Annotated in this window: 20 protein-coding genes; 15 read left to right on the top strand and 5 right to left on the bottom strand. The window is 65.9% G+C overall.

Features of this window, described 5'->3' with window-relative positions:
* Positions 1-140 precede the first annotated feature (140 nt).
* The gene (locus C8J44_RS06010) at positions 141-1,172 is read right to left on the bottom strand and encodes a quinone-dependent dihydroorotate dehydrogenase (protein ID WP_121903658.1); all 1,032 of its coding nucleotides are present in this window, start codon (positions 1,170-1,172) and stop codon (positions 141-143) included.
* A gap of 236 nt (positions 1,173-1,408) precedes the next feature.
* Between C8J44_RS06010 and C8J44_RS06005 the strand changes: the two genes are divergently transcribed.
* The 10 genes from C8J44_RS06005 (at position 1,409) to C8J44_RS05960 (ending at position 10,482) form a co-directional block, all read left to right on the top strand.
* A complete protein-coding gene (locus C8J44_RS06005; protein WP_121903657.1) occupies positions 1,409-1,852 on the top strand; it encodes an SUF system Fe-S cluster assembly regulator in 444 nt (147 codons plus the stop codon).
* A gap of 124 nt (positions 1,853-1,976) precedes the next feature.
* Positions 1,977-3,467, top strand: a complete 1,491-nt coding sequence (sufB, locus tag C8J44_RS06000; RefSeq protein ID WP_121903656.1) for a Fe-S cluster assembly protein SufB — start codon at positions 1,977-1,979, stop codon at positions 3,465-3,467.
* A 31-nt stretch (positions 3,468-3,498) separates the two neighbouring features.
* A complete protein-coding gene (locus tag C8J44_RS05995; RefSeq protein WP_121903655.1) occupies positions 3,499-3,693 on the top strand; it encodes a YodC family protein in 195 nt (64 codons plus the stop codon).
* 10 nt (positions 3,694-3,703) lie between these two features.
* Positions 3,704-4,447 carry a Fe-S cluster assembly ATPase SufC gene (gene sufC / locus C8J44_RS05990; RefSeq protein ID WP_121903654.1) on the top strand — a complete coding sequence of 248 codons (744 nt, stop codon included), beginning with the start codon at positions 3,704-3,706 and terminating at the stop codon, positions 4,445-4,447.
* Positions 4,448-4,530: 83 nt separating this feature from the next.
* Positions 4,531-5,667, top strand: a complete 1,137-nt coding sequence (locus C8J44_RS05985) for a SufD family Fe-S cluster assembly protein (RefSeq protein ID WP_310886155.1) — start codon at positions 4,531-4,533, stop codon at positions 5,665-5,667.
* A gap of 124 nt (positions 5,668-5,791) precedes the next feature.
* Entirely contained in the window at positions 5,792-7,006 is a 1,215-nt protein-coding gene (locus C8J44_RS05980; protein ID WP_121903653.1) for a cysteine desulfurase, read from the top strand.
* On the top strand, positions 7,003-7,464 hold the full coding sequence (locus C8J44_RS05975) for an SUF system Fe-S cluster assembly protein (protein WP_121903652.1): 462 nt from the start codon (positions 7,003-7,005) through the stop codon (positions 7,462-7,464). Before C8J44_RS05980 ends, C8J44_RS05975 begins: the two co-directional genes overlap by 4 nt.
* A 112-nt stretch (positions 7,465-7,576) precedes the next feature.
* Positions 7,577-7,930, top strand: coding sequence for an iron-sulfur cluster assembly accessory protein (locus tag C8J44_RS05970; protein WP_056057673.1), 354 nt, complete (start codon positions 7,577-7,579; stop codon positions 7,928-7,930).
* A gap of 294 nt (positions 7,931-8,224) precedes the next feature.
* A complete protein-coding gene (locus tag C8J44_RS05965) occupies positions 8,225-9,616 on the top strand; it encodes an amino acid permease (RefSeq protein ID WP_121903651.1) in 1,392 nt (463 codons plus the stop codon).
* The gene (locus C8J44_RS05960) at positions 9,613-10,482 is read left to right on the top strand and encodes an S-methyl-5'-thioadenosine phosphorylase (protein ID WP_121903650.1); all 870 of its coding nucleotides are present in this window, start codon (positions 9,613-9,615) and stop codon (positions 10,480-10,482) included. Before C8J44_RS05965 ends, C8J44_RS05960 begins: the two co-directional genes overlap by 4 nt.
* 106 nt (positions 10,483-10,588) lie before the next feature.
* On the opposite strand, the gene C8J44_RS05955 is transcribed toward C8J44_RS05960, so the two are convergent.
* From C8J44_RS05955 to C8J44_RS05940, 4 genes are all read right to left on the bottom strand, one after another.
* Entirely contained in the window at positions 10,589-10,858 is a 270-nt protein-coding gene (locus C8J44_RS05955) for a hypothetical protein (protein WP_060523839.1), read from the bottom strand.
* A gap of 209 nt (positions 10,859-11,067) precedes the next feature.
* Positions 11,068-11,595, bottom strand: a complete 528-nt coding sequence (gene moaB, locus C8J44_RS05950; protein ID WP_121903649.1) for a molybdenum cofactor biosynthesis protein B — start codon at positions 11,593-11,595, stop codon at positions 11,068-11,070.
* 5 nt (positions 11,596-11,600) lie between these two features.
* A complete protein-coding gene (locus tag C8J44_RS05945) occupies positions 11,601-13,484 on the bottom strand; it encodes a lytic transglycosylase domain-containing protein (protein ID WP_121903880.1) in 1,884 nt (627 codons plus the stop codon).
* Positions 13,484-14,266 carry a uracil-DNA glycosylase gene (locus C8J44_RS05940; protein WP_121903648.1) on the bottom strand — a complete coding sequence of 261 codons (783 nt, stop codon included), beginning with the start codon at positions 14,264-14,266 and terminating at the stop codon, positions 13,484-13,486. The genes C8J44_RS05945 and C8J44_RS05940 overlap by 1 nt, the downstream gene beginning before the upstream one ends.
* A gap of 139 nt (positions 14,267-14,405) precedes the next feature.
* On the opposite strand from C8J44_RS05940, the gene C8J44_RS05935 reads away from it, so the two are divergent.
* The 5 genes from C8J44_RS05935 to C8J44_RS05915 all read left to right on the top strand — a co-directional run bounded on the left by C8J44_RS05935 (position 14,406) and on the right by C8J44_RS05915 (position 21,737).
* Positions 14,406-16,067 (top strand): electron transfer flavoprotein-ubiquinone oxidoreductase, encoded by a 1,662-nt coding sequence (locus tag C8J44_RS05935; protein ID WP_121903879.1) that lies wholly within the window; start codon positions 14,406-14,408, stop codon positions 16,065-16,067.
* A gap of 7 nt (positions 16,068-16,074) precedes the next feature.
* Positions 16,075-17,481 carry a lipopolysaccharide assembly protein LapB gene (locus tag C8J44_RS05930; protein ID WP_259466724.1) on the top strand — a complete coding sequence of 469 codons (1,407 nt, stop codon included), beginning with the start codon at positions 16,075-16,077 and terminating at the stop codon, positions 17,479-17,481.
* A gap of 340 nt (positions 17,482-17,821) precedes the next feature.
* Positions 17,822-18,754: a 4-(cytidine 5'-diphospho)-2-C-methyl-D-erythritol kinase gene (locus tag C8J44_RS05925; protein WP_121903647.1), complete on the top strand. Its 933-nt coding sequence runs from the start codon at positions 17,822-17,824 to the stop codon at positions 18,752-18,754.
* 598 nt (positions 18,755-19,352) lie between these two features.
* Complete coding sequence (gene recA, locus C8J44_RS05920) at positions 19,353-20,426, top strand: recombinase RecA (RefSeq protein WP_056047175.1); 1,074 nt, start codon at positions 19,353-19,355, stop codon at positions 20,424-20,426.
* A 474-nt stretch (positions 20,427-20,900) separates the two neighbouring features.
* Positions 20,901-21,737 (top strand): trans-aconitate 2-methyltransferase, encoded by an 837-nt coding sequence (locus tag C8J44_RS05915; protein WP_121903646.1) that lies wholly within the window; start codon positions 20,901-20,903, stop codon positions 21,735-21,737.
* Positions 21,738-21,752 lie beyond the last annotated feature (15 nt).

Here is a 21,752-nt window from a genome sequence, read left to right as displayed (position 1 = left end):
GATACGAGGCAAGCATTCACCTCGAACTTCCCGTCATCCTGGGCTCGACCCAGGATCCAGAGCCACACAGGGCGACATCCGCGGCTCTGGATCCCAGCGTTCGCTGGGATGACGGGAGGAGCCGGGATGACGGAAGCGGCTTAGCGCGCGTCGACACCCACCGCGTCGCCGACAGACGTAAAGCCATCTCGGGTCAGCAGCGCGTCGAGTTCGCGGAGGATGCGGGCGGGGAGGCGGGGCCCTTCGTACACCAGCGCGGTGTAGAGCTGGACGAGGCTCGCACCGGCGCGGAGGCGGGTATAGGCTTCGGCACCGCTGTCTATGCCGCCGACCGAGATCAGCGGAATCGCAGCCCCGGTCGCCTTGCGGAAGTCCGACAGGCGTTTGCGGGCTAGCGGGACCAGCGGCGCGCCGGACAGGCCGCCGGTTTCCTTCGCATTGGTCGATTGCAGGCCGGGGCGGGAGATCGTCGTGTTGTTGACGATCAGCGCGTCGATGCGGTTGTCGATCGCCGCGCGGGCGATATCGTCGATATCGGCGGGTTCGAGGTCTGGCGCGACCTTGAGGAAGATCGGCGTGTCGCCCTTCGCCGCGGTGCAGGCTGCGAGCAGGTCGCGCAACGCCGCGCCGTGCTGGAGATCGCGCAGCCCCGGCGTGTTGGGGGAGCTGATGTTGATCGTGACGTAATTGGCGTGGCGCGATGCGCGGGTCACGCCGTGGACGTAATCCGCGGTGCGATCGGTTGCGTCCTTGTTGGCGCCGACGTTGATGCCGAGCACGCCTTCACCGCCAGCCCCGCTCCTGACGCGACCCAGCGCCGCATCGAGCCCGCCATTGTTGAAGCCGAGCCGGTTGATGATCGCGCGGTCCTCGGGAAGGCGGAAGATGCGCGGCTTCGGGTTGCCGGGTTGCGGCACCGGCGTGAGCGTGCCGATTTCGACGCTGCCGAAGCCCAACCCGAAGAAACCGTCGATCGCTCGGCCGTCCTTGTCGACGCCTGCAGCGAGCCCAACCGGGTTGGGAAAAGCGATCCCCGCAACCGTCGTCGCGAGCCGCGGTACGTTCGGTGCCAGCGGCACACCGGCCTTCCCCCATGCGCCGAGCGCGGCGATGGTGAGGGTATGCGCGCGCTCGGCGTCGAGGCGGAACAGGATCGGGTGGTAAAAGGCCATGCGCGCTCTTAGGCATATCGGCCGGGGCGGCCAAACCCTTCTTCCGTCATTCCCGCGAAGGCGGGGATCCAACCATCCGCAGGCGCGAAAGGCGAAGTGGATTCCCGCCTTCGCGGGAATGATGGGGAGGGCTCAGTTGCGAGTCGTTAGCATGGCTCAGCGGGTTGACGATGCACTGCACAAAGCCCATTTGACCAATCGGATCATATCGGTCCGATTGGACTTTAGAAGCCACCATGCGTCTTTCCAGCCTTGCTGACTATGCTGTCGTGATGATGAGCGCCGCGGCGCGTCATTGCGGCGGTGTCGCGCGGCTGAACGCGACGCTGCTGGCAGAGGAGACGGGCGTGCCCTTGCCGACCGTGCAGAAGCTGGTCAGCCGGCTGTCCGCCGCAGGGCTGATCGAGAGCACGCGCGGTACCGGCGGCGGCTTCCGCCTGTCGCGCCCACCCGCGATGATCTCGCTCGCCGACATCATCGAGGCGGTCGAGGGTCCGATCGCGCTGACGTCGTGCGTCGATGGCGCATCGCAGGATTGCTGCGTCGAGCAGACGTGCAAGGTCAAGCCGCACTGGAACGCCGTCAACGGCGCGGTCCGCGGTGCGCTCGCCGGCGTGTCGCTCGCCAGCCTTTCGCAAGCCCCGGTTTTACACCCCCCTCTTTCACAGGTGCCCGCATGACGCGCGAAGCGCCTTACCCCTTCCTCCGCGATCTCTGCGCCTCTGCGCGCAAAGAATTTTGCTCGCGCAGAGACGCAGAGATCGCCGAGTTTTTAGAGAGCCGCGTTGCGGCGGAGATGGAATGATGGCTACCCGGAACGCAGAGGCATACGCCGCCGCGAACAAGACGTACGAGTGGGGCTTCTCCTCGGACATCGAACAGGAATTCGCGCCGAAGGGTCTGTCGGAAGACACGGTGCGCTTCATTTCCGCCAAGAAGGGCGAGCCTGCCTGGATGCTCGACTGGCGGCTGAAGGCGTTCGCGTTGTGGCAGACGATGGAGGCGCCCGACTGGTCGAAGCTCAACGTGCCCCCGATCGATTACCAGGACGCGTATTATTACGCCGAGCCCAAGGCGAAGCCAAAACTCGGATCGCTCGACGAGGTCGATCCGGAGATCCTGCGAGTCTACGAGAAGCTCGGCATTCCGATCGGCGAGCAGAAGATGCTGGCCGGCGTTGTCGAGGATCCGCTGAACGAGGACGGCACGCCCAAGCGTCGCGTCGCGGTGGATGCGGTGTTCGACAGCGTCTCGGTCGCGACCACGTTCCGCAAGGAGCTCGAGGCTGCGGGCGTGATCTTCCGCTCGATCTCCGAGGCGATCAAGGAATATCCCGAGCTCGTCCGGAAGTGGCTCGGCAAGGTCGTGCCACAGCGCGATAACTATTTCGCGACGCTGAACTCGGCGGTCTTCTCCGACGGGACGTTCGTCTACATCCCGGAGGGCGTCCGTTGCCCAATGGAGCTGTCGACCTATTTCCGCATCAACGCCGAGAATACCGGGCAGTTCGAACGCACGCTGATCGTCGCCGACAAGGGCTCGTACGTCTCGTATCTTGAGGGCTGCACCGCGCCGATGCGCGACGAGAACCAGCTGCATGCGGCGGTGGTCGAACTTGTCGTGCTCGACGATGCCGAGATCAAATATTCGACTGTGCAGAACTGGTATCCGGGCGACGAGAACGGCGTCGGCGGGATCTATAATTTCGTCACCAAGCGTGCGTTGTGCCAGGGCAAGAACTCGAAGGTGAGCTGGACCCAGGTCGAGACCGGCAGCGCGATCACATGGAAATACCCGTCGTGCGTGCTGCTCGGCGACGGCTCGGTCGGCGAGTTCTATTCGGTCGCGGTGACGAACAATCGCCAGCAGGCCGATACCGGCACGAAGATGATTCACCTCGGCAAGAACACGCGATCGACGATCGTGTCGAAGGGGATTTCGGCGGGGCGTTCGGACAACACGTACCGCGGGCTGGTGCGCGTCGCGCCGACCGCGGAGGGCGTGCGGAACTTCACGCAGTGCGACAGCCTGCTGCTCGGCGACCAGTGCGGCGCGCATACCGTGCCGTATATCGAGGTCCGCAACCCGTCCGCGCAGATCGAACACGAGGCGACGACGTCGAAGATCTCCGAGGACCAGCTGTTCTACGCGATGTCGCGCGGGCTGGACCAGGAGGCGGCGGTCGCGCTGATCGTGAATGGCTTTGCGCGGGAGGTGCTGCAGCAGCTGCCGATGGAGTTCGCGGTTGAGGCGCAGAAGCTGCTGGGGATTTCGTTGGAAGGTAGCGTAGGCTAAATTCTTTTTGTCTAAAACAGGAGTGGTAACAATGAGCTTTAAACCTGGAGATGTTGTTCGGTTAAAATCCGGCGGCGAAAAGATGACTGTTGAATCACTTTCAGATGAATTGGTTCACTGCGTTTGGTTTGTTGATAAAAAGGTTCAGCGCGAGTCTTTTGAAGGCGCCACGCTTAAGGAATATGTTGCGGCGGCTATTGGCTCGTCGCGAAGCAATTTTTTCTAAAGAAATCTAAATGCTGAAAATTGAAAACCTCCACGCCGAGATCGACGGCAAGGAAATTCTCAAGGGCCTGTCGCTCGCGGTGAACGCGGGCGAGGTGCACGCGATCATGGGGCCGAACGGGGCGGGCAAGTCGACGCTGGGCTATGTGCTCGGCGGGCGGCCCGGCTATGAGGTCACGGCGGGCTCGGTGACGTTCGACGGCGTCGACCTGCTCGAGCTGGAGGCGCATGAGCGCGCTGCGGCGGGCGTGTTCCTTGGCTTCCAGTATCCGGTCGAGATCCCCGGCGTGTCGAACGTCCAGTTCCTGCGCGAGGCGCTCAACGCCCAGCGCGCGACGCGCGACGAGAAGCCTTTGTCGGGCGGCGAGTTCCTGAAGCTCGCGCGCGGGCAGGCGGATCTGCTCGGCATGGATTACGACATGCTCAAGCGGCCGGTGAACGTCGGCTTTTCGGGCGGCGAGAAGAAGCGCAACGAGATGGTCCAGATGGGCATCGTCAACCCGAAGTTCGCGATCCTCGACGAGACGGATTCGGGGCTCGACATCGATGCGCTGCGCGTCGTCGGCGACGGCATCAACCGCATCATGCGCGCGCCTGACAAGGCGGTGCTGCTGATCACGCATTACCAGCGGTTGCTCGATTACGTGGAGCCGGACTTCGTCCACGTGCTGGCGGACGGCAAGATCGTCCGCTCGGGCGGCAAGGACCTCGCCAAGCAGCTCGAGAGCGAAGGCTATGTGGGGATCGCCGCGTGAGTAGCCTGTCGCAAATCCTCCCCGGTACGGGGAGGGGGACCAGCGAAGCTGGTGGAGGGGGTTCTCCGCTGGACGTAGCGTCTGTGGAAGCCCCCCTTCACCCCGCCGCTACGCGTCGCGGTCCCCCTCCCCGTGCCGGGGAGGATTTCAGGATCGAACTTCCTTCCACCCGCGAGGAATCCTGGCGCTGGGGTGATCCGGCGGCGATTGCGGCGGCGGCGGAGTTGCCGCGCGGCGTTGCGCTGGATGCTGGCGAGTGGTTTCTCGACTTGCCGGGTGCGCGGGCGGTGTTCGTCGATGGCGTTCTCGACGAGGGGCGCAGAGATCTGCGGCATGTCACGATCGTTCCCATTGACGGCGGATCGCACGCGCTTGGGCGTCGGACGACCGGGCTGGGCTGGTCCTTGCGCGTCGACGCGGATGCGACGGCCGAACTGATCCAGATCGTCCACATCGCCACGGGTGGCGACAATCAGCTTCCGGCCGAGATCGTGCTGGCCAATGGCGCGAGCGCGTCGGTCGTCGAGACGTATGTCGGGGCTGGCTGGTCGAACCGGTCGACGCGGATCGTGCTTGGCAAGGGTGCCAAACTTACGCGGGCGGTACGGTTGCTTCAGGCCGGTGGTTTCGTGTCGTTGCGCGACGAGGTCGAGATCGGTGCTGAGGCGAGCCTGATCGTCACTGTGTTGGGCGCGGGCGATGCCGGGACGCGGATCGATGGGGCGATCACGGTGACGGGCGACGATGCGTTTGCCGAATATGGCGGCGCGTTGCTGACGCGGAACGACCAGCGGCAGGAGTGCGCGGTGTCGGTGCGGCATGCGGCGCTGAACGGACAGAGCAAGCAGATCTGGCGTGCGGTCGCTGCGGACAAATCTACGGCGAGCCTTGCGGCGCGGGTCGAGGTGGCGCGCGATGCGCAGAAGACCGACGGGGTGCAGTCGTTGCGCGGGTTGCTGTTGCAGCGGACCGCGACGGTGAACCTGAAGCCCGAGCTGGAGATTTTCGCGGACGACGTGAAGTGCGCGCACGGCGCGACGGTCGGCGAACTCGATCAGCGCGCGCTGTTCTACATGCAGAGCCGCGGCATCCCGCATGCCAAGGCGCAGGCGCTGCTCACGCGCGCATTCGTCGGGGATGCGTTCGTGCAGATCGCGGACGAGACGGTGCGCGAGGCTTTCGTGGCGGACGCCGATGCGTGGCTGGAGCGAGCGTTGTGAACGGGCGCAACGCGCTCCCCTCCCTGGAAGGGAGGGGCTGGGGGTGGGTTGGCCCTTTGGCTGGCGTCACCGAGTCCCAGCAGCCGACCCACCCCCGACCCCTCCCTTTCAGGGAGGGGGGAAGATGACCATGCTGACCCAAACGCGCCCGCTCGACCGCCTGTCGGACTTCCCGGCGATCCCTGAGGGCTGGGCGTATCTCGATACCGCTGCGACTGCGCAGAAGCCGCAGGTCGTGGTCGATGCGATTACGCGCGCGTATGGAGAGACCTACGCCACCGTGCACCGCGGCGTGTACCAGCGGTCCGCCGATATGACGGTCGCGTACGAAGCGGCGCGTAAGGCCGTCGCGCGGTTCATCGGCGCTGGCTCTCCCGACGAGATCGTGTTCGTGCGTGGTGCGACTGAGGCGATCAATCTGGTCGCGCAGTGCTGGGCAGGGACGCAGTTGAAGGCGGGCGACCGCATCCTGCTCTCCATGCTCGAGCATCATTCGAACATCGTTCCGTGGCAGATGATCGCGGAAGCGCGCGGCGTCGCGATCGACGTGTTGCCGTTGACGCCCGACCACCGCATCGATCTCGACGCGATGGAGCGGATGATCACGCCGGCGCACAAGCTGGTCGCGCTCGGGCATGTCTCGAATGTGCTCGGCTCGGTGCTCGACGCCAGGCGCGCGACCGAGATCGCGCATTCGGTCGGCGCGAAGATCCTGCTCGACGGGTGCCAGTCGGTGCCGCGGATCATGGTCGACGTGAAGGCGATCGGCTGCGATTTCTACGTGTTCTCCGGGCACAAGCTGTACGGGCCGACCGGGATCGGCGTGCTGTGGGCCAAGCCTGAATTGCTCGACGCGATGCCGCCGTACCAGGGTGGTGGGTCGATGATCGACAAGGTATCGTTTGCGAAGACCACCTATGCGCCGCCGCCGGGACGGTTCGAGGCGGGGACGCCGCATATCGTCGGCGCGCTCGGGCTGCATGCGGCGATCGACTATGTCGAGAGCATCGGGCTCGACGCGATCCACGCGCACGAGACGGCGCTGGTCACGGCGACGCGCGAGGCGCTGTCGGGGATCAATTCTGTGCGCCTCTATGGTCCGGCGGACTCGGCGGGGATCGTGAGCTTCACGATCGAGGGGGTTCATCCGCACGACATCGGCACCATATTGGACGAGGAGCGCGTCGCGATCCGTGCCGGCCATCACTGCGCGCAGCCGCTGATGGAGGCGCTGGGCGTCGAGGCGACGGCACGCGCGAGTTTCGGCGTGTATAACGGGCCGGCGGACGTCGAGGCGCTGGTGCGCGGTATCGAGCGAGTAACGAGGATCTTCAAATGACCGATCGGTTCGAGATCGAGGAAGTGGATGCGGTCGCATCGCCGCCCAAGGCGCGCGTCGTGATGGAGACGGACTCCGACGCGGAGCGCAAGCGGGATTATCTCGCGGGCTTCCTGGCGCAGAAGCCGCAGGTGGACTCGCCCGGCGAGCCCGGTGGCGCGGTGTACGATGCGATCATCGATGCGCTGAAGGAGATCTACGATCCCGAGATCCCGGTGAACATCTATGACCTGGGGCTGATTTACGGCGTCGAGGTGACCGAGGACGGGCATGCGGTGGTGGCGATGACGCTGACCACACCGAACTGTCCTGTCGCGGAGTCGATGCCGGCAGAGGTCGAGATGCGCGTCGGATCGGTGCCGGGGGTCGGGTTTGCCGAAGTGAACCTGGTCTGGGATCCGCCCTGGGATCCGCAGAAGATGTCGGACGAGGCGAAGCTCGAGTTGGGCATGCTGTAACAATTCCCCTCCCGCTTGCGGGAGGGGTTAGGGGAGGGGAGAGCGGAACGCTGCTGTTCAAGCCCTCCCCCAACCCCTCCCGCAGGCGGGAGGGGAGCAGAAGGAATTGGTGATGGCGACGACATTGCGAGCACGGCCGGCGGCGCTGAACCTGACGGCGACGGCGCATGCGCGGATCGCCGACCTGATGGCTCGGGCTCCGGAAGATGCGATCGGGGTGAAGTTGTCGACGCCGAAGCGTGGGTGTTCGGGGCTGGCCTATTCGGTCGATTACGTCACCGAGGCCAAACCTTTCGACGAGCGGATCGATACGCCGGGGGGGACCTTGTTCGTCGATGGCGGGTCGATCCTGTATCTGATCGGCTCGACAATGGACTGGGTGGAGGACGACTTTACCGCAGGGTTCGTGTTCCAGAACCCCAACGCCAAGGGCGCGTGCGGGTGCGGGGAAAGCTTCACCGTTTGAGTTCCAGCGTTAGCTAGTTTGTGTCCCCGCGAAGGCAGGGACCCAGGCTGGGCTCCCGCCTTCGCGGGAGAACAAGGATTGGGTCGAGACGGTGCCCCATAGCTCCGTCACCCCGGACTGGTTCCGGGGTCCACCCTTCCGCGAACTCAAATCTCTCGAATATGCGGAACAGTGGATGCCGGAACGAGCCCGGCATGACGGGGGGAGGGCGGCAACCGGGGCTGGCAAGGTCGCCGAACTTGCCCGCCGCGCCCCACCTGTGCCACTCCCCGCGCCAAAGAAGAGGGGATATCCGTGGCCAGTCTGTTTCGCCGAAAAATCGTCACCGAGCAGCCGCCGGAGCATCAGCTCGCGCGGACGCTGTCGTGGCCGCATCTGGTGGCGATGGGCGTCGGTGGAATCGTCGGCACCGGCATCCTGACGCTGATCGGCGTCGGCGCGGGGCTCGCGGGGCCGGCGGTGATCCTCTCCTTCATAATCGCCGGCGGGATCTGTGCCTGCGCCGCGCTCGCCTATGCCGAGATGGCGACGATGATCCCCGCCTCGGGCAGCGCGTATACCTACAGCTATGTCGTGCTCGGCGAGCTGATCGCGTGGGTGATCGGCTGGTCGCTGATCCTCGAATACTCCCTCGTCGTGTCGACCGTTGCGGTCGGCTGGTCGGGCTATGCGGCGCCGTTGCTGCGCGGTGCGTTCGGCTTTCCCGAGGCGCTGACGCTCAGCCCCGAACTCGGCGGCATTCTCAACGTGCCGGCGATCTTCATCATCGCGGTCGTAGCCGGCGTGCTGTCGTTCGGCACGCGCGAGAGTGCGACGCTGAACGCGGTCCTCGTCGGCGTGAAGATGATCGCGCTGACCGTGTTCGTGTTCATTGCGCTGCATTATTTTAACAGCGCCAACCTGCATCCGTTCATGCCCTACGGCTTCCCCAAGGCCGTCCAGCCCGACGGGGCCGAGCGCGGCGTCATGGCGGCGGCGGCGATCATCTTCTTTGCGTTCTATGGCTTCGACGCGATCTCCACCGCGGCGGAGGAGACCAAGAACCCGGGCCGCGATCTCGCGATCGGCATCGTCGGATCGATGGTCGCGTGCATCGCGATCTACATCCTGGTCGCGGTCGCCGCGGTCGGCGCGCTGTCCTACACCAAGTTCGCCGGCAGCGCCGAGCCGCTCGCGCTGATCCTGCGCGAAATCGGCCGGCCGGGGTTCGCGACCTTCCTCGGCGCCTCCGCCGTGATCGCCTTGCCGACGGTGCTGCTCGCCTTCCTGTTCGGCCAGAGCCGGATATTCTTCACGATGGCACGCGACGGACTGCTCCCGCTGAGCCTCGCCAAGGTCTCCAAGCGAGGTGCCCCCGTGCGGATCACCTGGATCACCGCGGCGATCGTTGCCGTCATCGCAGGCCTGTTGCCGCTCGCCGAGATCGCCGCGCTAGCCAATGCGGGCACGCTTGCTGCATTCGTCGCGGTCTGCGCGTGCATGCTCGTGATGCGCCGCCGTGGGCCCGATGCGATCCGGACGTTCCGCGCGCCGGCGGCGACGCTGGTCGGCACGATCGGCATCCTCGGCTGCCTGTACCTCTTCTTCAGCCTCCCCTCCAAGACGCAGCTCTATTTCGGATTATGGAACCTGCTCGGTCTCGCAATCTACTTCGTCTACGCACGGCCCAGGGCGCTCGCCGAGTGAACGGCTGGACGATCGGGATCATCGGCGGCTCGGGGCTGTACGCGGTCGACGGGGTCGAGGATGGCCGCTGGCAGACGGTCGAGACGCCGTGGGGCGAGCCATCGGACGCGATCTACACCGGCCGCGTCGGCCATGTCGGCGTCGCGTTTCTGCCAAGGCACGGCCGAGGCCACCGCATCTCCCCCTCCGAGATCAACGCCCGCGCGAACATCGATGCGTTGAAGCGGCTCGGCGTGACCGACGTTCTGGCCGTGTCGTCGGTCGGCTCGCTCGTCGAGCAGCGCCCGCCCGGCAGCTTCACCGTCGTCGATCAGTTCGTCGATCGTACCAAGGGGCGGCCGTCGAGCTTCTTCGGCACCGGTCTCGTCGCGCACGTCTCGATGGCCGACCCGGTCTGCCCGCGCCTGTCGCGCTATGCCGCCGACGCCGCGCGCGAAGCCGGCGCGCAGGTCGACGACCGCGGCACGTATCTCGCGATGGAAGGCCCGCAATTCTCGACGCGGGCGGAAAGCCGGCTCTACCGCCAATGGGGCTGCGACGTGATCGGCATGACCGCGATGCCCGAGGCGAAACTCGCGCGTGAGGCGGAGCTGCCCTATGCGCTGGTCGGCATGGTGACGGATTACGATTGCTGGCGGGAAGATGAGGCTGGCGTCGACGTCGCGCAGGTGATCGCGCAACTCGGCGCGAATGCGGCCAAGGCCCGCGCGATGGTGATGGCGCTCCTCCGCGCGTTACCGGCGGAGCGTCCGACATCGCCGATCGATACCTGCCTGGACAGCGCGATCATCACCGCCGGCGACGCGCGCGATCCGGCTCTGGTTGCGAAGCTCGCCGTGGTCGCCGGCCGGGCCCTGCGCGGCTAGCGCGAAGGATCGGTCGAGATATCCTCCCTCTCGAGGGGGAGGGTGGTTCAGCCTCGAACGGCGGGGCGACATGCTGGCCATGTCGCCCCGAGCGTCGGTTTGCGGGTTACTTCTCGACGATCGTCGCAACCGTCCTCGTGTCCCCGATCGCTGCCTTCGGCATGTCGAGCCCGTCGGCGCTCCACTGCGTCGCGGTCTTGCACGTCTTGCGCTGAAGATGGCTGCCCGTGACGGCCGGATCGGTCACGCAGTATTTCTGCGTCTTCGCGTCGTATTTCAGTTCGGTCGTCGGTTGCGATCCACCGGCAGCGAGAACCGGTGCGGCGGAGACGAGCGCGGTGGCGACGATCAGGCTCTTGAGGATGAACGATGACATGAGGGCGTCCTTCGGATTGTTGGCGTTGCAACCCGATCGGATTGCCTGATCACCAATGCACCGAGTGTGCCAGTTTGTTACTACAGCGACACGCTACCTTCAACGCACTCACAAAACGTCATAATTTGTCGAATTTCTTCCAGGGCCGCTAGCATCACGCACCGAACGCAACACCATGATCTGGCGCGCGATACGGAAGGTTGGTGCGTTTACCGTTCCAGCAGCCGCGGCATCAGCTCGACGAAGTTGCAGGGCCGGTGGCGGCTGTCGAGCTGGTCGCGGAGAATGCCGTCCCAGCCGTCCTTCACCGCGCCGGTCGATCCCGGCAGCGCGAAGATATAGGTGCCGTGCGACACGCAGGCGCACGCGCGCGACTGGACGGTCGAGGTGCCGATCGTCTGGTAGCTGAGCATGCGGAAGAGTTCGCCGAACCCCGGGATCATCTTCTCCGCGACCTGCTCGACCGCCTCCGGGGTCACGTCGCGGCCGGTGACGCCGGTGCCGCCGGTGGTGATGACGCAGTCGACCTCGGGATCGCCGATCCAGGCGTGCAGGCGTGAAACGATCGTCTCGACGTCGTCCTTCTCGATCCGGCGGTCGGCGAGAACGTGGCCTGCCTCGGTCAGTCGCGCGACCAGCGTATCGCCCGAGCGATCCTCGGCAAGGCCACGCGTATCCGACACCGTCAATACGGCAATCCGCACCGGCAGGAAAATCCGGCTTTCATCGATCGGCATGAAACTCAGTCCGCGCGCGTGACAGTGGTGGATTGCGGCCCGACGCTGGCATTGACGGCAACGGTGGCGTTCAAGGGCGCCGTGCTGGCCCGGTATTGCGTATAGGGTCTGGCGGCCATCCGCACCGCGGTCGCACCCGGCAGGCCGGGGAAGCGCGGCCACATGCCCTGTGCCAGCGCGTTGCGGCTGGTCGACGCCTTCTTGCCGCCCTGCGCCTCGTACATCCAGTAGTTACGCAGCACGGTGGTGACGTATCCGCGCGTCTCCCAGTACGGAATGCTCTCGATATACAGCAGCGGATCGCCGTTATCGTGGACGATTGCGTTCCAGTCGCCGACCGGGCGCGGGCCCGCGTTATACGCCGCGATCACCTTGGGCAGCAGCCCGCCGGTGACGCCCGCCATGTCGCGCAGCCGTTCGAGATGACGCTGGCCGACATCCATGTTGGTGCTCGGCTTGGTCAGCGCTTTCACGTCGATCGAAGTACCGCGCTCGCGCGCGAAATCAGTCGCGGCGGCGGGCATGATCTGCATCAGGCCATACGCGCCGGCTGGGCTCTTCACGGTGTTGCGGAACCGCGATTCCTCGAGCGTGTGTGCGTAGACCAGCGCCTTGTCGATGTGCCAGCCGCTGTCGGGCGTCCAGTTCGGCGTCGGATAGCGCGCCTCGGCGGTCGACGTGATCCCTTGCGGGCAATTGTGTGCGAGCCACACGGTCGTCGCCGGCAGGCTCAGCGCTTCGGCCACGCGCACCAGATTGCCGAACTCGCGCGGGTCGCCGATCTTGGCCTGCTGGCGGATCACGGTATCGGCCAGGTCGGTCTCGCCGACCTCGACCAAAGCGGCGGCGACGCGGACGTTCGGGCGGTTACCGACGATTTTCCAGTCGCTCGCTACCAGCCCACCGACGGATGTGCCCTTGTCCCTCATCGCAAGCTGCTGACGTGCGAGCTGTCCGTAGAAGCTCTCGCCGAACTGCGCCGCCGCCTTCAGCCGACCCTCGATCTTGTCGGGGCGCGAGCAGACCATGTCGGCACGCGATGCCCAGTATAGCGCGGCAGCGCGCAGATCGACGTCGCCCGCGCGTGCCGCGACACCCTCGAACCCGGTCTCGGCATTCGCGCAGTCATTCTGCCGCCAGGCCGACAGCGCGCCGACCCAGCGGCCCTGGACCGCCCAGTCGCCGACGCCGTCCTGTGCCTTGGCCGCCATCACGCGCGCGTTCACGTCGTCGCCCTGGAGGAAATAGATCCATGCGATCTTCTGCTGCCATTCGGTCAGCGCCTCGGGGGTAAGGCCGGGCGTGCTTTCCAGCAGCGACTGCGCCTCACGGCCCATGTCCGCCTTGACGTAGGGCTGCATCTTCATCGCGAGATCGGCGGCGATCATGTCGCCCTGCAGGCTCTTGGCGCGGACCCTACGCGGCGCGCCGTCCTGCCAGATCAACCGCTGCGCTACGGGCAGGGGCGGCAAACCGACCGCGCCGCGCGTCGTCGCAAGGCGGGAGATCTGCGCGGCTTCGGGAAGCTCGGGCGCTTCGTTGAGCAGCGCGACCAGCGGCTCCATCTCGACCCGCGGCGACCCCTTCGCCGTGTACATCTCGGCGCGCGCGATCGCATGCAGCGGGCCGGGCTTCATCGTGTCGAGCCCGATCTGCGCGTCGGTCCACTTGCCGTCGCGGATCGCCGCGAACACCGTCTTGTAGGCCTCGCGCTGGCTGGCATCGAGCTGGTCGGGGATTTGCTCCAGCGTCGGCGCACCGACCAGCTTGGTCGTCCCGAGCCGCGCATCGCCGGCAGGCTCGCCCGCGGCAGTCGCCGCCAAGGCCGGGAGGGGGAGGGCGCTGAGGCCCAGGGCGATCGCCGCCCAGGAAACCGATCGGATCCGCATCATCTCACACCCTCTTGCGACGTCAGTCCGCGCATCAACATCTGCAAATCCTTCCAGGCCTCGGCCTTGGCCGCGGGCTTCTCGATCAGAAACCGCGGGTGAAAGCTCGCGACCACACCGGTCTCGCTGGATGCTTCGCCAGAAGCCGAACCGGACCCCGTTTCTCCGGTCTTATGGTTAAATCCGTGCAAACGCCCGCGCGCCGCCTGCAATTCCGTCCCGAGGATCGCACGGCTCGCCGCATTGCCCAGCAGCAGCAACCGCTTGGGGGCAACCAACCCGATGTGATGCTTGGCGATCTCCGACAGCCGCGCCTCGACCTCGCTTTGGATCCGCCCCGCCGTCGGCCGCTTCGCGCAGACCGCCGCGAGATGCACTTCGTCGCGCGTAAGTCCGATCGCCGCGAGCATCTTGTCGAGCAACCGTCCCGATGCGCCACTCAGCAACGCCCCCGCGTCCCCATCATCCCGGTCGGGACAATCGACAAGCACCATGACCGTAGCGTCAGCCGGACCTACGGCAGCGAGCGAAACCCCGCTCCACTCCGCCTCGGGAACCTCCGCGCTGCTCCGCCAGGCCAGGAAATCGGCCAGCAAATGCGGCATCGCGGACGGTGCCACGACCGGCGCAGTAGGCGTAGCGGAGGGCACGACAAGCAGCTCGGGCGCCGCGAACCAGTCGCGTGGAACGTCGTCGACCAGCGTGTCGACGCCAGCCTCGTGCCACCAATCGAGCGCGCTCGCGGCGGCGTTTCGCCAATCGATGGTTTGATCCGCCCCCACAGGGTAACCTATGCTGCATGGTTGACGTGGCGGTCAACTCGCGCAATCGCCATATTGGACAAGATGGTGCCGGCCCGAGCCCGAACGAGGGGTGGGGCGCAAAGCTATGGCAATAGGGGACATCCCCCGGGAGACGATGATGACGACACGTGAATCGATGCCGTACGACGTGGTGATCGTCGGCGCTGGCCCGGCCGGTCTCTCGGCAGCGATCCGCCTGAAACAGCTGGCCGCGGAGAAGGACGCCGAGATCAGCGTCTGCGTGCTCGAAAAGGGCTCCGAAGTCGGCGCGCATATCCTGTCCGGCGCGGTCATCGATCCCAAGTCGCTCGACGAGCTGCTGCCGAACTGGCGCGAGGACGGCTGCCCGCTCGCCGAAGTGCCGGTGACCGAGAACCATCACTGGATCCTGACCAAGACGAAGAAGAGCGAGATGCCGCACTTCGTCACGCCCTCGTTCATGCACAACAAGGGCACGTACACCGGCTCGCTCGGCAACCTGTGCCGCTGGCTCGCGGGCAAGGCCGAAGAGCTCGGCGTCGAGATCTTCCCGGGGTTCGCCGCGGCAGAAATTCTGTTCAACGACGACGGCTCGGTCAAGGGCGTCGCGACCGGCGACATGGGCGTCGCGCGCGACGGCACGCACAAGGGCGACTACACCCCCGGCCTCGAACTCCACGCCAAATACACCTTCTTCTCGGAAGGCTGCCGCGGTCACCTCACCAAGGAACTGATCCGGACGTTCGCGCTCGACAAGGACAGCGACCCGCAGGTCTACGGCCTCGGCATCAAGGAGCTTTGGGACATCGATCCCGAACTCCACGTCCCCGGCCGCGTCATCCACACGCAGGGCTGGCCGCTGTCCGAAACCGACGGCTCGAACGGCGGTGGCTGGATCTATCACCAGGCGAACGGCCAGGTCTCGATCGGCTTCGTCACTTGGCTGAACTACACCAACCCATATCTCTCGCCGTTCAGCGAGATGCAGCGCTGGAAGACGCATCCCGAGATCGCCGCGCTGCTCAAGGGCGCCAAACGAGTCAGCTACGGCGCTCGCGCGATCAGCGACGGCGGGCTGCAGTCTATCCCCAAGCTCGTGATGCCCGGTGCGGCTCTGATCGGCGACAGCGCAGGCTTCCTGAACGTGCCGCGGATCAAGGGCACGCATACCGCAATGAAGTCCGGCATGATGGCCGCCGAAGCCGCGGTCGAGGCGATCGTCTCGCAGCGCGGCCATGACGAACTCGCCGCCTATCCCGAAGCGTTCGAAAAGTCGTGGGTCAAGAAGGAGTTGTCGGTCGTCCGCAACGTCGCGCCACTGGTCAAGAAGTTCGGCGACCTCGTCGGCTCGGGCCTCGCCGGCGTGACGATGTGGATGGAGCATCTCGGCATCAAGGTGCCTTTCACGATGCACCATCACCCCGACAATGAGAGCCTGTGGCGCAAGGATCTGGTCAAGCCGATCGTCTATCCGAAGCCCGACGGCGTCCTGACCTTCGATCGCCTCTCGTCGGTGTTCGTCTCGAACACCAACCACGAGGAGGACCAGCCGGTCCACCTGACGCTCAAGGATGCGAGCGTGCCGATCGAATACAACCTGCCGATGTACGACGAACCCGCGCAACGCTATTGCCCGGCCGGCGTTTATGAAGTCGTCGGCGAGGACACCGCGGATCCGAAGTTCGTCATCAACGCGCAGAACTGCGTCCACTGCAAGACCTGCGACATCAAGGACCCCACCCAGAACATCAACTGGGTCGTACCCGAGGGCGGCGGAGGCCCCAATTATCCCAACATGTAAGCCTGCATTGCTCGCGCTCGGTCTCGTCCTGGCGGCGCCCGCCACGGCCGGGACGGGTGATCTGTCCGCCTATCTGAAGGCGCGCGCGGCCGACGCCGCCGGCGAGACGAGCCTGGCGGCCGCCAGCTATGCGAAGGTGCTGGCGGCCGCACCCGACGACCCCGTCGTCGCGATCCGCGCCTATCGCGAGGCGCTGGAGGCGGGCGACATGCCACTCGCCACCCGCGCCGTCGCGGTGCTGAACAAGGCCGGCGTAGCCCCCGCCGACGCCGAGCTGATCCCGCTCGCCGATGCCGCACGCCGCAACGACGCGAAGGCCGCGAGCGCAGCGATCGGCACGTTGTCGAGTGGCCCCCTCGTGGTCCTCGCGCCCTCGCTCTACGCGTGGGTCGCGCATGCCGAGGGCCGCGATCCCGAACCGTCGCTAGCGACCGCAGCGAAAGACCCCGTCGCCAACCGCTTCGCCACGGAAACGCGCGCTCTCATCGTCGCGGCACCGCGCAAGCAACCGATGTCGATCGGCGTCTCGCGCCTGCTCGCGCGCCTAGCCAGCGATCTCAGCGCAGGCGAACCCTCGCCGCTCTCGATCGCGCTTACCCAGGCAGCCCTACGCGCCGACCCGAGTTACGAAGCTGCGCGCGTCCTCCTCGCCGACGCGCTCGCCCGCAACAAGCTGGTCGACCGCGCGCTCGTGGTGCTCGACGGCATCGACGCGAAAAGCCCCTCCGCCCCGGCCGCCGCCGCCGAACGCATCGACATCCTCGCCACCGCCGACCGCAACGGCGAAGCGCTCGCCGCCGCCAAGAACCGCGTCGACCAGAAGGGTTCGGAGCCCGCCGACTGGCAACGCTACGCCGACCTGTTGCTGACCACCGGCAACCCCGCAGAAGCCGCGACCTGGTACCAGCGGATCATCGCCGCCGACGGCGCGAAGGGCGGCAGCTGGGGCAACTGGCTGCAATATGGCGGCGCGCTCGACCAGGCCGGCCGCTGGCCCGAAGCGCGCGATGCGCTGGAAAAAGCCGTTGCCCGCGGCCCAGCGCAACCGCTCGCACTCAACTATCTAGGCTTTGCGCAAGTCGAGCACGGCGACGACATCCCCGCCTCGATCAAGCTGTTAGAACGCGCAAGCCGGATCGACCCGACCAACGCATCGATCACCGACTCGCTGGGCTGGGCCTACCACCTCTCCGGCAACACCACCCGAGCGCTCCCCCTGCTCGAAACCGCCGCGCAGGCCGAGCCCACGAATGCCGAAATCGCCGACCACCTCGGCGACGCCTATTGGAGCACCGGCCGAAACTACGAAGCACGCTACGCCTGGCGCGCCGCCTTGTTGACCGCCGAACCCGGAGACACTGCGCGCATAACCGCCAAGATCGCCAACGGCCTTCCCGCCAACGCCCGCCGCTGAAACCTTTCTCCCATCGGGAGAGGGAAGGGCCCCGCACCGCAGGTGTGGGAAGGGTGAGGGCAAGGCGAGTGGACCGCGAAGGCGCCGCTTCGCGAAATCACAACTAATTCTGAGCGCCGGACGAACCGCGGAGGTGATCGCGACAACGCCCGCAACTGGCGAGGCATGCGGCATCCCCCTCCCGTCATCCTGACGAAAGTCAGGATCCAGAGCCAAGCACGGCACCAATCGTTACCTGGATCCTGACTTTCGTCAGGATGACGCGCTTAAACCCGCAGACATCACGCGTATTACGCTAAGCCGCGCTGGAACCCTTCGCCGCCAAACCCCGAGACCCCTAATGCCCGCCATCACCGAACCCGCCCCCGCCAAGATCAACCTGGCCCTCCACGTCCGCCGTCGCCGCCCCGACGGCTACCACGACCTCGAAACCCTCTTCGCCTTCGCGACCGACGGCGACGTGGTCACGGTAGAACCCGCCCAAACCAACAGCTTCACCATAACCGGCCCTTTCGCTGCAGCCCTCCTCCCCGCCCAAAACACCACCCCGACCCCCAACACCACCCCGGCGAAGGCCGGGGCCCAATTGGGGACGGACAATGACGAAGCACCGCGCTCGTCCAGCAACGCCCCCTGGCAGGGCAACCTCGTAACCGCCGCAGCAGACGCCTTCACCACCGCGTTCGCCCCCGAGGCTCACCACGCCATAACCCTGGAAAAGCACCTCCCCATCGCCTCGGGCATAGGCGGAGGCTCAGCCGACGCCGCCGCCACGCTCCGCGCGTTAGCCCGCCTCCACGGCATAGCCCCAACCGACCCCCGCCTCCACGAAATCGCCGCAAAGCTCGGCGCCGACGTCCCCGCCTGCCTAGCCAACCGCACCACACTCGGCACCGGCAAAGGCGACACCCTCACCAATCTCGAAGGCCTGTCCGGTACCCCCCTCCTGCTCGTGAACCCGGGCGTCGCGGTCTCCACCGCCGCCGTCTTCAAGACCTGGGACGGCCACGACCGAGGCCCGATCCCCGAAGGCAATCTCCTCGACCGCGCCCTCGAAGGCCGCAACGACCTAGAACCCCCCGCACTGGCCCTCGCCCCAGAAATCGCCGAAGTCCGCACCCTCCTCGACGCAGCCCAAGGCGTTCTCCTGTCCAGAATGTCCGGCTCCGGCGCCACCTGCTTCGCGCTGTTCGAAACCCCCGAAGCCAGAGACACCGCCGCCACCGCCGCGCGTGCCAAAGGCTGGTGGACCCTCGCAACAACCCTCGCCTGATCGGTCGATAGGCGGCGGCACCTTCGAGGCTGGGCGTCACAGCGCCGCCACCGCCCGTCATCCTGACGAAAGTCAGGATCCAGAGCGGCCAACGCCACCGGTGGTAACAATCAGTTCTCGACACCATCGACGAGTCGATCGCCGCCAAACCCGCGCTCGAACAACCAGAACCGTTCTCGACTAAACTCTGCCCGTCCCATCTCGTCACCCCAGACGTGTTCGGCATTTATCCCCTTCGAACGTGTTAGTCCGCAGTCATACGGCGTCACGCCCTTCCCTTGTTCTCCCGCAAAGGCGGGAGCCCAGTCTGGATCCCCGCCTTCGCGGGGAAACATGTCTTATTTGCGCGCAAGGGCAGCAGCCGACATGTTCAGGGGGCCAGCGCTCCGCGTAATCAACGATCGACGAGCGCGGAACGGTGGGTGCTGAACCAAGCCCCGCATGACTAGGCTGGGCATCCACCCGCGGCCGTTACCAAACTTACACCTTTTCCAACAAACCTCCCGTTCTCCACTTGTTCCAAAAGAACAAAGAGAATACATGGTGTTTGACGCGTTGAATGGCACGCGCGCTTGCTTTAGCGATGGGAGCATATTCGATGGCCGCTAATCTGAAAGTGATCGACACCGGCATGGCAACCGCAACCAACGACCGGCAGAAGGCGCTCGACGCCGCGCTCGCGCAGATCGACCGCGCCTTCGGCAAGGGCTCGGCAATGCGCCTGGGCTCCAAGGAAACCATGCAGGTCGAGGTCATCTCGACCGGCTCGCTCGGGCTCGACATCGCGCTCGGCGTCGGCGGCCTGCCGCGCGGCCGCGTGATCGAGATCTATGGTCCGGAAAGCTCGGGCAAGACCACGCTCGCGCTCCACGTGATTGCCGAAGCACAGAAGGGCGGCGGCACCGCGGCGTTCGTCGATGCGGAGCACGCGCTCGACCCGGTCTATGCCAAGAAGCTCGGCGTCAACATCGACGAACTGATCGTCTCGCAGCCCGACACCGGCGAGCAGGCGCTCGAGATTGTCGATACGCTCGTCCGCTCGAACGCGATCGATGTGCTCGTGGTCGACTCGGTCGCAGCACTCGTGCCGCGCGCCGAAATCGAAGGCGAGATGGGCGACAGCCATGTCGGCCTCCAGGCCCGCCTGATGTCGCAGTCGCTGCGCAAGCTGACCGGCTCGATCAGCCGCTCGCGCTGCATGGTGATCTTCATCAACCAGCTCCGCATGAAGATCGGTGTCATGTACGGCAATCCCGAGACGACGACCGGCGGCAACGCGCTGAAGTTCTACGCCTCGGTCCGCCTCGACATCCGCCGCATCGGCGCGATCAAGGCTGGCGAAGAGGTCACGGGCAACCAGACTCGCGTAAAGGTCGTCAAGAACAAGGTCGCCCCCCCATTCAAGCAGGTCGAGTTCGACATCATGTATGGGCAGGGCGTCTCGAAGCTCGGCGAGATCCTTGATCTCGGCGTGAAGGCCGGGCTCGTCGAGAAGTCGGGCGCGTGGTTCAGCTACGACAGCGTTCGCCTGGGCCAGGGCCGCGAGAACTCGAAGACGTTCCTCAAGGACAACCCCGAGACCGCCGACCGCCTCGAAAAGCAGATCCGCGCGCGCACCGACAAGGTCGCCGAGGAAATGATGGCCGGCCCCGAAGAAGGCGACGACGCGTAACGCTCTTTACCCTCTCCCCGGCGAGGAGAGGGAGGGACCCATTGCCTTCGCAATGGGAGGGTGAGGGCACGCGGTGGCTGCACGCTTCATGGCTCACGGTTCATAGTGCCAAGGACGAGCACGGCCGATAGTTCAAACGCGTGGCGAACTGGCACCCCGCTAACCCACCCTCAGCACCACCCCGGCGAAGGCCGGGGCCCAATTGGCATGACCCTGCAAACAAAATCCTGCGCTAAACCAAGTTCCTTAGCGGCAATCACCCCGCATAGTTAGAAGAGCCCACGCCCCCTTGTTCTCCCGCGAAGGCGGGAGCCCAGTCTGGATCCCCGCCTTCGCGGGGAAACAAGGAAAGCAGTGCAACGCGCTCGGAAAAGCCTCGAAATCCTGCAACACTAAGCCGTCACCAGCGTCTATACTTCCTATACTTCACTCAAAACCACCGCCCCGAACCGCAACCAAAAAGCACCCCACCCCATGACCACCGCCCACGACTGGACCGGCAGAATAGGCGATGTCTGGGCTGCGGAATGGCGCCGAACCGACCGCAGCTTCACCAACCTGACCCCGCATTTGAACGCAGCGATCCTGTCCGCCGCCACCCCCCAAACACGCAAGATCATCGACATAGGCTGCGGCGCCGGGGCAACCTCACTCGCCACCGCGCAAGCCCTCCCTACCGCGCAGATAGCCGGCATAGATCTCTCACCAAACCTGATCGAGATCGCCAAACACCGCGCCGAAACCCAAACCAACGCCAGTTTCGAGTGCGCGGACATCACCGCAGCCGCCCCGAACCACGCGCCAATCGACCTTTACGTCTCGCGCCACGGCGTCATGTTCTTCGCGGACCCCGTCGCCGCCTTCACGACATTGGCCGAAGCCGCCGCCCCCGACGCAACGCTCGTCTTCTCCTGTTTCGCCGACCGCGCCGCCAACCGCTGGGCCACCGAAATCATCACCGCGACCGGCGGCGATGCAGACGCTCCGGCAAGCACCGCACCCGGCCCCTTCGCCTTCGCCGACCCAACCTACGTCGCGAGCATCCTCGAGAAATCCGGCTGGCACGTCGCGTCACCCGAACGTGTCGAATTCGCCTACCGAGCAGGGGAGGGCGCTGACCCCGTAGCCGACGCGGTCGACTATTTCCGCCGCATCGGCCCAGCCGCCTCCGCCATCCGCGACGCCGCCCCCGAGGAACGCGAGCGCCACATCGCGCGTCTCACCCAGGTCTGCGACCGGTACCGAAGCGGCGACACGGTGGAATTCCCCGCCGCCGCCTGGATCTGGACCGCGCGCAAATCGGCTGAGTAGACCAACAGGGGAGCC

Origin of the sequence: Sphingomonas sp. PP-CE-3A-406 (assembly GCF_003688625.1) — a bacterium.
In the GTDB taxonomy this organism is placed as follows: domain Bacteria; phylum Pseudomonadota; class Alphaproteobacteria; order Sphingomonadales; family Sphingomonadaceae; genus Sphingomonas.
This window is presented reverse-complemented; position numbering and strand designations above follow the sequence as displayed.

Coding starts and splice junctions, on each gene's coding strand:
- C8J44_RS06010 (WP_121903658.1), bottom strand. CDS start 1,172: ATGGCCTTTTACCACCCGATCCTGTTCCGCCTCGACGCCGAGCGCGCG.
- C8J44_RS06005 (WP_121903657.1), top strand. CDS start 1,409: ATGCGTCTTTCCAGCCTTGCTGACTATGCTGTCGTGATGATGAGCGCC.
- sufB (WP_121903656.1), top strand. CDS start 1,977: ATGGCTACCCGGAACGCAGAGGCATACGCCGCCGCGAACAAGACGTAC.
- C8J44_RS05995 (WP_121903655.1), top strand. CDS start 3,499: ATGAGCTTTAAACCTGGAGATGTTGTTCGGTTAAAATCCGGCGGCGAA.
- sufC (WP_121903654.1), top strand. CDS start 3,704: ATGCTGAAAATTGAAAACCTCCACGCCGAGATCGACGGCAAGGAAATT.
- C8J44_RS05980 (WP_121903653.1), top strand. CDS start 5,792: ATGACCATGCTGACCCAAACGCGCCCGCTCGACCGCCTGTCGGACTTC.
- C8J44_RS05975 (WP_121903652.1), top strand. CDS start 7,003: ATGACCGATCGGTTCGAGATCGAGGAAGTGGATGCGGTCGCATCGCCG.
- C8J44_RS05970 (WP_056057673.1), top strand. CDS start 7,577: ATGGCGACGACATTGCGAGCACGGCCGGCGGCGCTGAACCTGACGGCG.
- C8J44_RS05955 (WP_060523839.1), bottom strand. CDS start 10,858: ATGTCATCGTTCATCCTCAAGAGCCTGATCGTCGCCACCGCGCTCGTC.
- moaB (WP_121903649.1), bottom strand. CDS start 11,595: ATGCCGATCGATGAAAGCCGGATTTTCCTGCCGGTGCGGATTGCCGTA.
- C8J44_RS05945 (WP_121903880.1), bottom strand. CDS start 13,484: ATGCGGATCCGATCGGTTTCCTGGGCGGCGATCGCCCTGGGCCTCAGC.
- C8J44_RS05935 (WP_121903879.1), top strand. CDS start 14,406: ATGACGACACGTGAATCGATGCCGTACGACGTGGTGATCGTCGGCGCT.
- C8J44_RS05925 (WP_121903647.1), top strand. CDS start 17,822: ATGCCCGCCATCACCGAACCCGCCCCCGCCAAGATCAACCTGGCCCTC.
- recA (WP_056047175.1), top strand. CDS start 19,353: ATGGCCGCTAATCTGAAAGTGATCGACACCGGCATGGCAACCGCAACC.
- C8J44_RS05915 (WP_121903646.1), top strand. CDS start 20,901: ATGACCACCGCCCACGACTGGACCGGCAGAATAGGCGATGTCTGGGCT.